Source organism: Acinetobacter tibetensis (genome assembly GCF_023824315.1).
Taxonomy (GTDB): domain Bacteria; phylum Pseudomonadota; class Gammaproteobacteria; order Pseudomonadales; family Moraxellaceae; genus Acinetobacter; species Acinetobacter tibetensis.
This window is the reverse complement of record NZ_CP098732.1, coordinates 1,915,536-1,930,587: the sequence shown is the minus strand read 5'-3', so window position 1 is coordinate 1,930,587 and position 15,052 is coordinate 1,915,536. Positions and strand designations below refer to the sequence as shown.

General features: G+C 40.6%; 22 protein-coding genes. All 22 read left to right on the top strand.

Annotation, left to right across the window (positions count from 1 at the left end; all coding sequences use genetic code 11):
• The 22 genes from M5E07_RS09450 (at window position 1) to M5E07_RS09345 (ending at window position 14,938) form a co-directional block, all read left to right on the top strand.
• Complete coding sequence (locus tag M5E07_RS09450) at window positions 1-291, top strand: hypothetical protein (protein ID WP_252218746.1); 291 nt, start codon at window positions 1-3, stop codon at window positions 289-291.
• Window positions 292-894: 603 nt separating this feature from the next.
• Window positions 895-1,098 (top strand): acyl-CoA thioesterase, encoded by a 204-nt coding sequence (locus M5E07_RS09445; RefSeq protein WP_252218744.1) that lies wholly within the window; start codon window positions 895-897, stop codon window positions 1,096-1,098.
• 184 nt (window positions 1,099-1,282) lie between these two features.
• Window positions 1,283-1,462, top strand: a complete 180-nt coding sequence (locus M5E07_RS09440) for a type II toxin-antitoxin system HicA family toxin (RefSeq protein WP_252218742.1) — start codon at window positions 1,283-1,285, stop codon at window positions 1,460-1,462.
• 50 nt (window positions 1,463-1,512) lie between these two features.
• A complete protein-coding gene (locus M5E07_RS09435; RefSeq protein WP_252218740.1) occupies window positions 1,513-1,917 on the top strand; it encodes a type II toxin-antitoxin system HicB family antitoxin in 405 nt (134 codons plus the stop codon).
• 177 nt (window positions 1,918-2,094) lie between these two features.
• Window positions 2,095-2,859 (top strand): hypothetical protein, encoded by a 765-nt coding sequence (locus M5E07_RS09430; protein WP_252218738.1) that lies wholly within the window; start codon window positions 2,095-2,097, stop codon window positions 2,857-2,859.
• 79 nt (window positions 2,860-2,938) lie between these two features.
• Complete coding sequence (locus tag M5E07_RS09425) at window positions 2,939-3,415, top strand: hypothetical protein (RefSeq protein WP_252218736.1); 477 nt, start codon at window positions 2,939-2,941, stop codon at window positions 3,413-3,415.
• Window positions 3,375-4,016 carry a putative metallopeptidase gene (locus M5E07_RS09420; RefSeq protein ID WP_252218733.1) on the top strand — a complete coding sequence of 214 codons (642 nt, stop codon included), beginning with the start codon at window positions 3,375-3,377 and terminating at the stop codon, window positions 4,014-4,016. Before M5E07_RS09425 ends, M5E07_RS09420 begins: the two co-directional genes overlap by 41 nt.
• Before the next feature lie 46 nt (window positions 4,017-4,062).
• Window positions 4,063-4,533 carry a DUF2280 domain-containing protein gene (locus tag M5E07_RS09415; RefSeq protein ID WP_252218731.1) on the top strand — a complete coding sequence of 157 codons (471 nt, stop codon included), beginning with the start codon at window positions 4,063-4,065 and terminating at the stop codon, window positions 4,531-4,533.
• On the top strand, window positions 4,523-5,929 hold the full coding sequence (terL, locus tag M5E07_RS09410) for a phage terminase large subunit (protein ID WP_252218729.1): 1,407 nt from the start codon (window positions 4,523-4,525) through the stop codon (window positions 5,927-5,929). The genes M5E07_RS09415 and terL overlap by 11 nt, the downstream gene beginning before the upstream one ends.
• Window positions 5,930-5,939: 10 nt before the next feature.
• Window positions 5,940-7,391, top strand: coding sequence for a phage portal protein family protein (locus tag M5E07_RS09405; RefSeq protein WP_252218727.1), 1,452 nt, complete (start codon window positions 5,940-5,942; stop codon window positions 7,389-7,391).
• Entirely contained in the window at window positions 7,391-8,656 is a 1,266-nt protein-coding gene (locus tag M5E07_RS09400; protein WP_252218725.1) for a phage head morphogenesis protein, read from the top strand. Before M5E07_RS09405 ends, M5E07_RS09400 begins: the two co-directional genes overlap by 1 nt.
• Window positions 8,657-8,711: 55 nt before the next feature.
• Window positions 8,712-9,689, top strand: a complete 978-nt coding sequence (locus tag M5E07_RS09395) for a hypothetical protein (protein WP_252218723.1) — start codon at window positions 8,712-8,714, stop codon at window positions 9,687-9,689.
• Entirely contained in the window at window positions 9,689-10,072 is a 384-nt protein-coding gene (locus tag M5E07_RS09390; protein WP_252218721.1) for a hypothetical protein, read from the top strand. The genes M5E07_RS09395 and M5E07_RS09390 overlap by 1 nt, the downstream gene beginning before the upstream one ends.
• A gap of 3 nt (window positions 10,073-10,075) precedes the next feature.
• Window positions 10,076-11,149 carry a major capsid protein gene (locus M5E07_RS09385; RefSeq protein ID WP_252218719.1) on the top strand — a complete coding sequence of 358 codons (1,074 nt, stop codon included), beginning with the start codon at window positions 10,076-10,078 and terminating at the stop codon, window positions 11,147-11,149.
• Window positions 11,150-11,159: 10 nt separating this feature from the next.
• Complete coding sequence (locus M5E07_RS09380; protein WP_252218716.1) at window positions 11,160-11,516, top strand: hypothetical protein; 357 nt, start codon at window positions 11,160-11,162, stop codon at window positions 11,514-11,516.
• A gap of 7 nt (window positions 11,517-11,523) precedes the next feature.
• On the top strand, window positions 11,524-11,973 hold the full coding sequence (locus M5E07_RS09375) for a gp436 family protein (RefSeq protein WP_252218714.1): 450 nt from the start codon (window positions 11,524-11,526) through the stop codon (window positions 11,971-11,973).
• 2 nt (window positions 11,974-11,975) lie between these two features.
• Window positions 11,976-12,479: a phage virion morphogenesis protein gene (locus M5E07_RS09370; protein ID WP_252218711.1), complete on the top strand. Its 504-nt coding sequence runs from the start codon at window positions 11,976-11,978 to the stop codon at window positions 12,477-12,479.
• A complete protein-coding gene (locus M5E07_RS09365) occupies window positions 12,469-12,909 on the top strand; it encodes a phage tail terminator protein (protein ID WP_252218708.1) in 441 nt (146 codons plus the stop codon). Before M5E07_RS09370 ends, M5E07_RS09365 begins: the two co-directional genes overlap by 11 nt.
• 2 nt (window positions 12,910-12,911) lie before the next feature.
• Window positions 12,912-13,100, top strand: a complete 189-nt coding sequence (locus M5E07_RS09360; RefSeq protein ID WP_434087782.1) for a hypothetical protein — start codon at window positions 12,912-12,914, stop codon at window positions 13,098-13,100.
• Window positions 13,090-13,833 carry a phage tail tube protein gene (locus M5E07_RS09355; RefSeq protein WP_252218705.1) on the top strand — a complete coding sequence of 248 codons (744 nt, stop codon included), beginning with the start codon at window positions 13,090-13,092 and terminating at the stop codon, window positions 13,831-13,833. The genes M5E07_RS09360 and M5E07_RS09355 overlap by 11 nt, the downstream gene beginning before the upstream one ends.
• A gap of 69 nt (window positions 13,834-13,902) precedes the next feature.
• The gene (locus M5E07_RS09350; protein ID WP_252218702.1) at window positions 13,903-14,496 is read left to right on the top strand and encodes a hypothetical protein; all 594 of its coding nucleotides are present in this window, start codon (window positions 13,903-13,905) and stop codon (window positions 14,494-14,496) included.
• Between the two features lie 34 nt (window positions 14,497-14,530).
• Entirely contained in the window at window positions 14,531-14,938 is a 408-nt protein-coding gene (locus M5E07_RS09345) for a hypothetical protein (protein WP_252218699.1), read from the top strand.
• Window positions 14,939-15,052 lie beyond the last annotated feature (114 nt).

The following is a 15,052-nucleotide window of genomic DNA, read 5'->3' as shown; positions in this document are numbered from 1 at the left end:
ATGGTAACGATGCCTAGTTATTTTCTTTATAAGAATTATGTTGCAAAAGAAATTGAAACTAGAGGTCTAGAAAGTACTTGGTTGGTGTTAGCTGCTGTAGCATGGGTTATACCTCTTATGATGCAGACCATCAATAGAAAAGGTTTACCTTTAATTGAGAGCACTATTGGGGTAGTCACATTCTTTATGCTCTATGAAATGACGAATTTATTTTGGTTAGCTTTCGGTTTGGGAGCTGGCGCAATGGCAATTGTTGGAATATCAACTTTACGCAAAATCCCAATCAGTTGAATGCATTGGAAATAGCTATAAACCACCTTCGGGTGGTTTTTTATTGTCTGGAGAAAAGCCATGCCCACATTCTAAAGTTTGCTAATTAGCTAAAGACTGTTTGAGTAAGCACGTATAGATCCCACGAAAGAGGATACAACCCATGCAGTTCATCGAGCATGGATAGGATATGCAGGAAATTAAAATCAGAATTGGGGAGTGATGCCCCGCCAAAAAATGAATACGAAAGCTGAATTAAGAATACTGTGCCTATCCAGTGGTTTTTAAAGTAAGCGAGTAGCTATGGACCACAGCATAGGACTTCTGTGGTGATTAATTAGAGATCATGTCAGTCGTGAATTAAACGTGATATTTATCAAAAAATTACGAAATAAACTGATTGATTCAATAGTAAATTCCGAGTAATTTTTCTATTAAGTTAGACGAAGTTATATATCGCCTAACCAGTAAAACGACTGACACTCGGAAAGACGAGATAACCTAAAACCGCTCACAGAAATGTGAGCATTTCTAATGCCCTGAGAAATGTTTTTTGTGTAAGCAATATCAGGGCGCCCTTAGTTCTTTCAATATCAATCTATAAGGTTGATATATCATGCCAAGATGAAAAAACCACGCAAAAAACCAGAGTATCCACCATCAAATTGGACAATCGACCAAGACTCTTTTCTGATTGAAAATAGCTCAATGCCAATTGAAGAATTATTGGAGCATTTACCTTTTAATGAGGATGAGATACTTCATCGAAAAGAGATCCTTGGACTAAGTAGAAGACAGAAGCAAATGCGTAAATTTCTGACAATTTAATCTAGTACTAGTCGATCAGGATTTACTCGTACAGAGTTGCTGACAATTTATTAAACCGAAAGAGCTGATTAAAAATTTGTGGTAAGTTTTGTGTGGATGGAAAAATCAATTATAACTCTGGGGTTATTGATTAATTATAACTCTAGGGTTATAATATTCTCATACAATAAATATGAGGGTTTAAATGAGAAGTCTGGATTTAATCAAGAAGATTGAAGCAGACGGTTGGTACGAGGTTCGGGTTACTGGAAGTCATCATCACTTCAAGCATCCAACTAAAAAAGGATTAGTTACTATTCCCCATCCCAAAAAGGACTTACCAAGCGGAACTGTGAAAAGCATCTTGAAGCAAGCGGGTCTCTAAGACCCGTGGAATTCCAGAATATATTTAAACCTTATGTGTGGGTGAGAAAAATGTTATATCCAATCGCAGTTGAAAGAGGCTCAGATTCTGAGGCTTTTGGCGTGATTGTCCCTGATATTCAAGGGTGTTTCTCTGCAGGAGATTCCTTCGAGGAAGCTCTTGAGAATGTTAAAGAGGCAATCGCAGGGCATTTAGAGATTTTAGCAGAAGATGGTGAGGATATTCCTCTAGCATCGGAGGCTGCTAATTTCTTTGATGACGACGAGTATAAAGGTATGATTTGGGCATTGGTTGATGTTGATGTAAGTCGCTATTTAGGAAAAGCGGAGAAAATTAATGTTACTCTGCCAAGTCGATTAATTCACTTAATCGATGATCGCGTAAAGAAAGATGGACGGTTTAAATCGCGTTCTGCTTTCTTAGCCGCCAGTGCTGAAAGATTACTTCATACTTAAATCTTAAAAGCTGAAAACCCGTCAAAATGGCGGGTTTTTTATTGTTAAAATCATAATACAGACATTAAATGTAACTTAACTAAATTTTTAAGCATATGAGATTTATTATCTTTATTGAGATCGTGTGTTTTTTTTGGCAATGTGTTAGTCAGTTGATCAAATTTTAACGGTGAGTTTATGAAAATTGGGGTTTGTAAATTATGTGATAAAGCAAAGGAATTGAAAAACTCTCATGTTGTTGGGAGAGCCGTTTTTAGAAAAGCCTTAAAAGGAGCAAATTATGGGTTAAGGTTTGATAAAAAATACAAAAAAGTAGTTAAGGATCAGGATCAATGGGCTACTTATATGCTTTGCGGGGATTGCGAATATAAACTTAATACCAGATACGAAGAATATTCATTGGGAGTATTAAGGAATAAAATAAAATCAGTTAAGCACAAAAAAAGAAATAATTATTTCGAAATTCAAGGCGCTCATCAAACCAAGTTGATTTTATATTTATTGTCAATTTTATGGAGAGGGGTTGAGTCAGATCACACTATTTTCGAAAAACTCAAAATTTTTGATGCATCTCCATTGGTAAAACAATTATTGAAGGATTGTTTGTATAATGAAAAACTTTATAGATCTGATTTTTTCAATATCAGAATTTCAAAATTAGTGAACCCTATTGAATCTCTACAGATAGATGATCTAGATTTTATAAGTGATTTTTCATGCAAAATTGACGAAAATAATCGTGTTCGATTTTTAATTATTTTTGAAGGTTATTCTTTTGAAATTTTTTTCCTAACCGATACATCTCAGCCTGTTTCAGGTTTGGGAGTTCTTAAGAAAAACAAACGTATTCTCAAAATGCCATATATTGATGTTTTTTCAATTCCCGAATTTAGAAAAAGTCTAATTGAAATGCTTAATACTGTGAATAAAGACAACCTATGACGGGTCTTCTCAGAACTTTAATTTCATAGAGTCAAAAAATGATAACCACCTTCGGGTGGTTTTTTATTGAGCGCAATTTATGGATGAGAAAGACTATTTCTGGAAAACTAAAAAGCGCCCACCAAAAACCAAGCCTCGAGCAAAACCATTACCTAAGGCCAAAGATACATATCTAGAAGCAGAAGAAGAATTTGAGCAGGCTTTAAATGTCTTAGGTATCAAGTACGAGAAGAAATTCCAGTTCAAATCCACTAAGCACTGGCGTTTTGATTTCCATTTGATTGAGCATCGAATCTTGGTCGAGATATCTGGTGGTCCTTGGTCAGGTGGTCGCCGTGGCAAATTAGCAAATAAAGCTTGGAGCATGGATCGATATGATCATGCTGCCGAGATGGGTTTTACCGTTGTTCGATTAGAGTCTGCTAACAGATACAAGATTGATGAATTTGGCCCATTACAGATAGAGGCTCAATTTGCATCTCAATGGCTGAAAAACTTAAAGAGAGAATCACTTAATGGACCAAATCAGACCATTCCCGCCAACGGATCTGATTGATCAGGCGGAGGAAGAAGAAGCAATACGCTTAGCACCCGCCGTGGAATTAAAAGATTGGGTGATTCAAAATTTCTTAACGCTTGGTGGTGAACTTCATAATCCAGACCATGACCACATTGCTGAGCTACTTCACGATGACGAAACTTTCCTAGCATTTGCTTGGGCATCATCGGCATGCATGGCAAAGAAACGCATGGTGCTTGGTCAATGTGAAAAGGTGATGTTTAACCAAGGTGGATGGAAGAAAGCACGCCAGGAACAACAGATGCGGGATTGGTTTGGTTATGTTCCAGTTTATCTAATCACTATCGATGCAAGTTTTTGTGAAAACTCAAATGACCGTGAATTTTGTCGTTTGATTGAGCATGAGCTTTATCACATCGGTGTTGAGCGTGATGCAGATGGTGAAATCATTTATAGCGATAACACTGGCTTACCTAAGCACTATTTAGCTGGACACGATGTTGAGGTGTTCTTTGGTGAAACAAAACGATGGGGTGCTGACGAGTCAGTAAAACGACTTTTAGAAATTGCGAAGAATGCGCCGTTTGTTTCAGAAACTAATATTGCTGCGTGTTGTGGGAACTGTGTCATCGGTTAAATTTTTTTGCCCACTTACCTTGATGTACCTTGATGGATGGTGAGTTATGGCAAGGCTTAAAAAAGCAGAAAAAGTCTTTATTGTACGGTCACTTGCACAGTTTATGACACCTACTGAGGTGGTAGTGGCTATCAAGGAAAACTTTAAGATAGATGTAACTCCTCAACAGGTAGAAGCTTACGACCCAACCAAGACAGCAGGTGCCGATTTATCACAAGAGTTTGTGGATTTATTCCATGAAGCACGAAAGAAATACATTGATCAGCCGATCTACAATATTGAAGCAGCAAACGATATTGTTCAGCTCAGAGTCTTGAGTGCTTTATTTATTAAAAAGCAAGGCAATACCCGTGATGCAATCAAGCTTTCAGATCAAATTCAAAAAATTGTGAAAGGGTTTTATGAGAAGAAGATTGAAATAACTGGTAAAGATGGTGGGCCGTTAGAAACCGTACAAACAACTGTTTCCAAAGAGGGCTACCTGCAAGCTAGGGAGCAGGTTTTAGATGAGTACTAAAGCTGAGCGCGAATTAGCAATTCAGATTGAAGCCCAAGAGGATCTATATTTCTTTTCTCGCTATATGTTCAAGGAACGCCGTAAATATAAATGGCTGCATAATTGGCACCACAGGGTGGTTTGTGATGCTCTGATGAAGGTATTCCGGGGTGAAACCAAGCGTCTAATCATTAACATTCCACCACGCTACTCTAAAACTGAATTGGCAGTAATTAATTTCATGGCATGGTGCTTTGGTAAAGTGCCTGACAGTGAGTTCATTCATGTCAGTTATTCTGCAACTTTGGCTGCAAATAACGCTTTTCAGACACGAAATTTAGTACAAGAAGCAGCTTATAAGCGGGTGTTTCCTGATTTTGCACTACGTGATGATAGTAAAGCTAAAGATGATTGGCGCACCGCTAAAGGTGGTGTGTGTTACTCCCAGGGTACGGGCGGCACGATTACTGGTTTTGGTGCTGGTAAGTTTCGAGACACCTTTGGTGGTGCAATTATTATCGATGACCCTCATAAAGCCAGTGAAGCCCGGTCAGACACGATTCGCAAAGGTGTGATTGAATGGTTTCAGAACACATTGGAATCACGCACGAACTCACCTGACACGCCGATCATTGTTATTATGCAGCGATTGCATGAAGAGGATTTGGCAGGGTGGTTGCTTGATGGGGGTAATGGTGAAGAATGGGAGCATTTAGAGCTTTCAGCCATTCAGCCAGATGGATCTGCATTATGGCCAGCAAAACACTCCATTGAAGTTTTAAATCGAATGGAGTTGGCAGCGCCGTATGTTTTCTCGGGGCAATATCGCCAAAGACCATCACCACCAGCCGGTGGTTTTTTTAAGCCTGACAATATTGAAATTGTTGATGCCTTGCCTGCTGATATTCTGAAAGAGGTTCGTGCTTGGGATTTAGCATCTTCTGAAAATGAAGGCGACTACACTGTGGGTGTGCGTGAAGCTAAAAGCCGAGATGGGTATATCTATATTGTTGATGTAGAGCGTGCGCAGTTGGGGCCTGACGGTGTTGAAAAGCGTATTACACAGACTGCAGAGTTGGATGGAAAGCCTGTAGCGATAAGATTACCTCAGGATCCCGGTCAAGCGGGTAAATCACAGGCTAAAAACTTCATCACTAAACTATCTGGTTTTAATGTGAAGGCTGAAACGGTATCGGGTGACAAGATTACTCGTGCACAGCCTTTTGCAGCCCAAGTTAACGTCGGGAATGTAAAAATGCTTCGTGGAGACTGGAATAAAGCATTCATTGAAGAGTTGCGAAATTTTCCAAATGGCAAACATGACGATCAGGTCGATGCTGGAAGTGATGCATTTAATGAGTTGAATGAAGCGAGAGTTGGTAAAAAACCTTCTGGTGCAGGAACGAGAACCTACTAAAGGAAAACACATGGCAAAGTCAAAAAAGGACAAAGCGTCAAAAAAGGCTTTGTCTTATGGCAACTTATACACTCAAGAAGCGGTAACACAGTTTTTAGTGAATTTTGGTAAGCAACCAGATACTGATGAAGTGCTTCGTAAAGCGGGTATTTCCCGTCACAGATTGCGTGTGTTGCTGGATGATGATGAGATTGCACAGGCCACTGAAACCCGTGTAGATGCATTGTTAGCAACGCCGTTTCGAATTGAGCCGAGCGACACAAAAGAAGCAGATATGCTGAATTTGGCATTAAAGGAATGGTTTCATGAAATTGCTACTGGTGCTATAAGCGCATTGTTCTTTGGTTATTCTGTCCAAGAAGCTGTGTACGAGCTGAAGCCAGAAGGTTATATAGGTATTCAGTGGATCGGCGAGAAGCCAATGCAATGGTTTGAGCCTAAGAATGATGGTCGATTGATCTATCGGCAAGACGGGATAAATACAGAGCGCGAAGTTGATCAAATCTTTAAATTTTTCCTGACGCGTCGTAAAGCTACTTTTGAGCAGCCGTATGGTAAGGCATTGTTGGCCACACTGTATTGGTTGTTCTTTTTTAAGCAAAATGGTTTCAAATTCTGGGCAAAATTTCTTGAGCGCTTTGGTACGCCAATTTTGCTTGGTAAATGTAAAAACACTGAAACTGAAGATATGAGTAAGGCATTATTGGCCGCTCATGCTCAGAGTGTTTTATCGATAGATGTTGAAGATGATGTGCAGGTTTTGGGTACTTCAGGTGCAAGCGGTACTGCTGGATCTGCTTTTGAGTCTTTTAACAATCAGTTGGTACGTCAGATTCAGAAAGTTGTATTAGGCCAGACACTCACCAGTGGTACTGATGGAAAGGGAAGTTACGGTCTTGGTCAGGTGCATGAAAATGTACGAATGGATAAGCTTAGATCTGATATTCGACTAGTAACGCCAACTTTACAGGCGGTGGTTAATGCACTTTGTGTATTAAATGGTTGGGGTGAATATGAGGTCATGCTTGGTGAGAAGCCAAAACCACTCAACAAAGAGCAAGCAGAGCGTGATGCACACCTTAAGAATGCTGGTGCTAACCTGACACCGCAGTACTTTCAACGTGAATACGGCTTACAGGATGGTGATATCGCAGAGATTAAGCAATTACCGGCTAACACTCAATTCTCGGCATTACCAAAACGTGCATTTAGCTTTAAAGCTGATGTTCAGGGGTTAGATGCTAATCAGCAAGAGATTGATGAAAAGATTTCTGAAATTGATAAAACACTATTTTCTGAATCAGAATTAATGGAATTGGTTGAAGCATCAAGTGATGTGAATGATTTGCAAACAAAGCTTTATGGCTTGATGTCTGGTGAGTCTGTTGAAAAATTCACTGAAACAATGGCGAGAGCTTTGTATTTATTTGATGTGATTGGATATGTGCAACGGAGCAAGTAATGACGATCAGTTATACAGATGCTCTGCGTTATGCGCGTGATAAGAAAGTTGTTCTACCTGAAGAGTTTTATTTGCTGGATTTGAATGCAAGGCAGTATGCAACCACAGTTAGTAAACTAGCTTCTCTTGATCAGATCCGAACCGTTATTAATCTATCCAATAAGGCGATTGAAAGCGGTTCAACATTTCAAGAGTTTAAAGAATCCATCAAGGCAGAGGGTATTAAGCTAAGCCCGCACCATCTTGAGAATATCTTTCGAACCAATATCCAGAGTGCTTATGCACACGGTATTTGGACGCAGCAGCAAGAGAATAAAGTCAATCGACCTTATTTGCGCTACTCATCTTTAACAGATAGTAGGGTTCGTCCAAGTCACTTAGCTTTAAACAATATTGTTCGGCACATTGATGATTCATTTTGGTACACATACTACCCGCCAAATGGTTATTTATGTCGTTGTGGTGTAGATGCGCTAACTGAAGCACAGGCGATAAAGTTAGGTATTACACCTGATGATAAGCTGCCTAGTGTTCAGCCCGATAAAGGTTGGGCTGTAAGTCCTGCGAGTTATGGAAAGCATTTAAATGTGGTGGTTCAGGAAAAGATTACTGAAGCACTCGCAGTCGATGCGCCTCTTGCATCTGAATTGATCAATGTGCGAGACGAGGCATTGCTTGCTCAACAAGCCAATGATGAAATCGTTAAAGTCTTTCAACCTATGTCTGAACAATCTCGAAATAATCTTGAAGTGATCGTAGATCGTGTGATTGATCAAAACAAGGATGTAGAGCCGAGTGCGATACGAATGTTGACGGAGTTGATTCGTGAAGATGAGCAATCACTGACTGACCTGTTCAAAACTTCAATCATGAAAGACGACATACAATCGAATGTCATTGTGAATTGGATGAAGCGTTCTTTTGATTCCCTTATGAAAGTCGCCAAGAATCTTAAAAATAAGATCACAGGTAATAACATCAAAGGTTTTGATTCGCTGAATTTGCAGATTGGTAATGTTATCGGTATTCAAACGCCAACATTATTTAGAACTGCAGAACAAGCAGGGAAGAATATTGTCATTACAGATGCAAATGGTGCTGCATTGGATTTGACTAAATTTAATGGTTTGAATGGTGCCTTACTTGCTCCTGATTTGAATCTAGAGGTAATTAGCATATCTGATACAGAAATAATGCTTAGAAAGACAAGCGAGGTTGCTACGCGACTATTTGTTGCCAATAACACCGTATATAGCTTGAGTTAGGTAAGTAATTGAACATAGACCGCCGTTAAAGGCGGTTTTTTTATGGAGCATGAAAATGCCAGAGGAAAATAAAGAATACCTCAAACATCAATTTACCGCGATAAGTACCCCTATCAGCGTGAATAACGATGAAGCTAAAAAGCGACGAACTTTTGATGCTGAAGTCTATAGCGGTGGTTTGATTGATAACCACTGGTACTGGGGGCGTACAGGTGTGGTAATTGACTTAGAGGGTCTGAAACTTAAGCCTAAAACAGGACTGGTTGAAGATCATTTCGGTGGTACTCGTGTTGGGGTTGCTACTTCATATGATGTAAATGGCGGCTTTAAAGCTAAAGGTCATTTTCTAAGTAATCCACGAGCAACGGAGATTGTTCAAGACATTGATGAAGAGTATCCATTTCAAATGTCATGGTGGGCAGATCCAGAGAGTATTGAAGAAATTGCACCAGGTAAAACAGTAAGCGTAAATGGTCAAACTTTTACAGGACCACTGCATGTCTTTCGAAACGTGCGTGTTCATGAAATCACAATCTGTGGAGTGGGTGCGGATACTCAAACCACTATCGAAGCCTTTTCAGGCAAATCCAACCCTAACCCAACCAAAGAGGAAACGGACGTGACCGAACTCGAACAGGCGAAAGCCGCACAGAAACAGGCTGAAAAAGAGCGTGATGATGCTTTAGCAGATCTTAAAAAGTTCAAAGCAAGTAAACGCGAAGACGATATTAAAGCACTGGAAACCACCTTGAATAAGCAGTTCAACGCTGAAGAAAAAACGTCATATACCAATATGGATGACTCAGCTTTTGCCTTCATGTCTCAGCAGCTAAAGCAGTTCTCAGGACAGCAGTCAGCACCACCTGCCGGTCATCAACAGCAGCAAACCAACGCCGTTCCATCTCACTTACAGCACTTGTTTAGTCATCAAGCTACTGGTGGTCAGGGTGGACAGCAGGGACAAGGTGGTGATCAAGGATCAGCATTGGATCAGGCCTTCAATAAATTTGCAGCCTCACAGGAGCAAAAATAATGGGAACAATTACTCAAACGATCACTTCTGAGCAGTTGGTTGTTGGAAATGGTGTTCGTACAGAAAATGCCAAAGTAACCACCAATACAGTCTATAAACGCGGTGATCTTCTTTATGTAGATGCCTCCAACGTAGCAACTCATCCATCGGTTACAGGTGGCGTAGTCGGTACTTGGAATGCAATTGCTGTTGAGGATTTTACAGCAGCTCAGTCCACCTATCATGCAGCCAATAATCTTGAAATGCCAATTTATACACAAGGTCCTTTCGATGTATCTGTTGTCACTGTCAATGGTGTGAAGCTCGCTTCTGATCAAATTGATGCGGTTCGTGCACAGGGTCTAATTAACAAAATTGAACTACGTAAAGTAGTGGGGAAATAAAAGATGGGTCAAATTTTTACGTTTCAGGAAGCTCCTGTAGAGCTTTTAGATGTACCTCAGTTGGTATTGTTAACTGATACCACTCAGAAGGTAGACACTTGGTTAATGGACCGTTTCTTCCCGCAACGTGTGTCTTACAACAAAAAACAGGTACCAGTTGGTGAATTAAACACAGCCACTCCGCTTGCGCCATTTGTTACGCCAAATGTTGGTGCTCGACCAATTAAAGTTGAAGAATCAGGTGAAGTACAATTTGTTAAGCCTGCTTACCTCAAGCCAATGGTAACTGTAACGCCTGCGGACGTTCAAAATGCTGCTTTGGTAACGCAGTTGCGTAAGTTTGGTGTGATTGCCACAGGTTCAAATCGTCTTTCTGATGCTGACTTACTATTGATTGACCAGGCGCAGAAGGCACTATACCTACGCCAGTCTATTGAAAATCGAAAATTGCTGATTGCCCGTGATGTTCTTCTTTATGGAAAAACCACATTCGCTTCAGCAGACTTTCCAAAATATGAAGTGGACTACCGCCGTAATCCTGCTTGTAATTTCTCTCCATTAATCAAATGGGGGCAATCAGGAGCGAAAGTGTTAGACGATATGCAGGCGATGATTGATTTATCCATCGAGCATGGTGGTTCATCTCCAAATATGATTTTAACAAGCTCAAAAGTATTCAATGCAATGAAACAGGATGCTGCTTTCGTTGCTAAATTTGTTGCGCCATACGCTGGAATCAGCGTTCCACTTGCACCTACTTTCGATCATAAAGACAAAGCACAGTTCCGTGGCGTGGTCGATAACATTGAAATCTGGACTTATGACGTTCAGCACAGTATGGATGGTGCAGCAGGTCGATTCATTCCAGAGGACTTTTTCGGGATGATTAATGATGCTAATGGTTGGATTGCTCACTGCGCTATTCAAAACCTTGAAGCATTTGGTCAGGCACTAGAGTTTTTCTTAACTCAGGATCAGAAAAAGAATCCATCTAGCATTGAGATGTTAGCGGAGTCTTCACCTCTGGCAATTCCTAACAACAAGAATGGTCTTGTTGGTGGTCGTGGCTTTGTATAAGGAATAAATAATGACGAAGTACATTACAAAACAGTCCATTGGTCATTTTAGACCGGGACAAGAAATTACAGGGCTTGAAGCTAAACAACTTCAGGCCCTTTTAGCAACTGGGGCTATTGAAGAATATCAAGAGCCTGAGGAACCTAAGGCGGATGGTACCGCAGCACAGTTGGCAAATCTTGCTGCTGAGGTTGCAGAGCTGAAAGCGAATGAACTTAAGCTGATTGAAGCTAAAGACAAGGCTGAACAAGAAAACACAGAGCTGAAAGCGAAGGTGGAAGGTCTTGAAAAATCCCTGAATGCCTCAGAAGCTGCTTTGAAAAAGGCTACTGCCGAGGCTAAGAAAGCCGCCACTGAAACCAAATAGGTGATTCATGGGGTATGCAGACCGTAATGATTTGGTTCTGCGTTTTGGTGAGCGTGAAATAAAGCAACTTGAAGCGAGTATTCAGGCAGAAAACTCAATGAGTGTCGATGCTACGCTTCAAGATGCAAGTGAAGAAGTTGATGGCTATATTGCTGTGCGTTATTCACTCCCACTCGCTGAAACACCGCAGAACCTCAAGCGCTTAGTATGTGACATTGCGCGATACAAACTTTGGAAGTCCAGAGCCTCGGATGAAGTTCGGCAGCGTTATGAGGACGCAATAGCGTTCTTAAAACTTATTGCGAATAATAAGGCATCTTTATTAATTAAGGATGCTGTAACAAACGAAATCCTACCTGATCCGCCGAAACAACAACCTTCAACAGTGCCAATTGGTACGACCTACACAGGTGGTGTATTTGGTGACTCGATTCTGAATAACATGCCGAGTATTTAGTTATGGCTGATTCTATTCAATTCCACGGTCAGGAAAAGATCACAAAATGGTTGAATCGGGTTTTAAAGGAGGCAGGCGATCACTCAAAGTTAATGCACAACATCGGCTCAATACTTGAACATAATACAAAACAGCGTATTAACACAGGTATTGGCACGGATGATAAGCCTTGGCAGAAATCATGGCGTGCAAAAATGCAAGGTGGAACAACTTTGCGTGATACAAGTCGATTGTACAACTCAATTAAGTACACCGTGCTTGATGGTGGTAAGCGTGTCATTGTGGGTACTAATGTCTTCTATGCTCCAGTCATGCATTTCGGTGCAACGATTAGAGCCAAATCTGGCAAGTACTTAAAGTTTAAAACAACCATGGGTGGGTGGGCACAGGTTCAGAGCGTAATTATCCCTGCACGTCCATTTTTGGGTATGTCTGTTGATGACTCTCAAGAGGTCTTGTTTGAAATTGAAGAGCATCTACTGGAGTTATTAATGAATGCAAAGTGAATATTTTGCGCTTGAGCCTGCGATTGTTGAACGATTAAAAGATATTGAAGGCATTTTGGCAATCAATACACCTTTTAGCGTCGATGACATGCTTCAAGTGATTAATGTATCACCCTCACTGAACGTGATTTATGTCGGTGACCAAGTGGGTGAAAGTGCGGGTCGTGGTCGATCTACACCTATTACACAACAATGGTTGGTTGTTTTAGCTGTACAAGATGCATCTGCTCAGCTTGAAGAGACATCAAATATTAGAAAAATTGCTGACCCTTTCATACGTGAAATATTAGCAAAAATGCAGGGCTTTGATCCCAACATTGCAGGCTATCGGCCTTTTGATCGAGTAAATGCAGGCGTCCAAGTTGGATCAGCAGCAGGATTTGCGTACTTTCCATTTTTATTTGAATCCCAAATGATGAAATCGTGGTGATTATGAAAACATATAAGGCACTAAAGCCCGTAGGGCGTTTTCGCTCTGGAGATATTGTTGGTGGATTAACCACTGTACAGATCCAAGACTTACTGCAGCGAGGTGTGATTGAAGAAGTGAAGGAAGCTTCTGAGTCTAAGCTTGTTGTACAAACCAAAACAGTAAAAGAGGTAAAAGCTGATGGCGAATAAACCTGATTTAATTTCCTTGCAAGGGGAAATGTTTCTAGCAAAGATGATTAATGGTCAGCCTGCGGCATTACTGCCTGTTGGAAGCTCACCTGAGCTTCAAATTCAAATTAGTTCTGAGTCAACCGATCATTATGAATCGAAAACAGGTATGCGTGCTAAAGACGCTGTGCTGCGCAAACAAACAGGTGTTTCGATTAGTGGTACGTTGGAAGAGGTGACTAAAGAAAACCTTGCAATGATTATGAGCGGTAAATCAATTGAAGTTGCAGCTTCAACTATTACAGATAAATCCATTGGTGCAGTTATCGCTGGTGAGATGATTGATCTTGAAGTGCGAAACCTCACATCTGTTACATTTAAAGGGCCTGCTGATGCTGTAATCACGGCAGATAAGTACACTCTGGATGAAGCGTTTGGGACGGTGATTTTTAACGAAGCGATTACTGACGTGAAGTGGTCTGGTAGTTCTGGAGCAATTGCACGAACTACGATTGCTGACAACGTGGGTGGTGAATACCGCTTCTTCTTTAAGGGGGTGGATACCTATCAGGGTGACAAGGTTGCAGTAACATTGTGGCGTCTTGAACTTTCACCAGATACCGAGTTTGACTTAATTAATGAAGACTTTGCTAGTTATAGCATCGAAGGTGAGTGTCTGGCTGATATCGCCAAGGCCAATGATGCAGAACTGAGCATCTTTGGTCACATCGATCGCTTCTCAGTTACCACTTAATGTTTTACAGGCACAAAGAATACCAGGCGCATGAGCGTCTTTTTTTTGTGCCTGTTTTAGGATTCCATCATGAATGATTTCTTTATTGCAGCGAACCGTAGCTTAAACCTTGAGATAGATGATGTCTCACTTGAGGTTCGGCAAATTACCATGAGTCAGTTTGATTTATGGGTGGGTGCTGCTGATCCGATCAAGAGTGCACTTGGCAATGTGAGTGATTATTCAGATGAAATTCTCAATAAATTGATGCAGAAGCATTTGATTGAATGTGTAGTGATGCTTCAGCTTATTACTGATCTTGATCATCAAGCGATTTTGAAAACGGCAGAAGATCAGGATGTATTTATTCAACTACTGCAAACAGGCCTAAAAGCCAATCAGTCGTATTTCGTCGATAAAGAGCAGAAATCAAAACGCCGCAAAAAGCGTACCGAAACAAACGATCATGGGTCGACTTGGTTTGATTCATTCCAACTACTCATATCGAATGGTCATAGCCACGAAAGTATCATGAATATGACCTATGGAGCATTTAAGCTTTACTCTGAAGCTGTAGTGAAACGTGAAAAGCAGAATATTGCTACTCAATCCAATATCATTCGCATGGCGCATCATGCGGCAGCGAAGCAATTTAAAAGTTTTGTTGATGAATTAAAAGAATAAAAATAGACTAGATCTCACAATAAGGGGGGGATTTATGAAAAAACTTATAATTTTAGCTTCGGTTATTGTTTCTCTGCTGGCCTTACAATCTACCAATGCTACTGAGATCTATACTTGCACCGTGAGCGGAAAAACTGTTTATCAAGGAAAGCCTTGTGCTGGTAGCAAAGAGCTTCAGGATAAAGTTAATGCTGCCAAAGCTAAGGAAATAGCACGTGAACAGGCTTACAGACAGCAACAAGCAGATTGGGCGGCAAGAGTTGAACCTAGAATTGGAATGTCGTCTCAGCAAGCCGAAAAGTCAACTTGGGGCTACCCAGATAAGGTAAATAAAACCACAAATGTGAATGGTGTAAGTGAGCAATGGGTCTACCACATGTATAAAGGTCAAAGTCGCTATCTATACTTTACTAATGGGGTGTTAACTTCGATGCAAGATTAAAGCACCCGAAACATAAAAACAGGTTGCGTTTAAAATTCACCCCTTTTATATAGTTGCGTAAAACGCAAAGAATATTCATGTCTGGAAAAAATTAACTTTTAAATTGATGGTGGG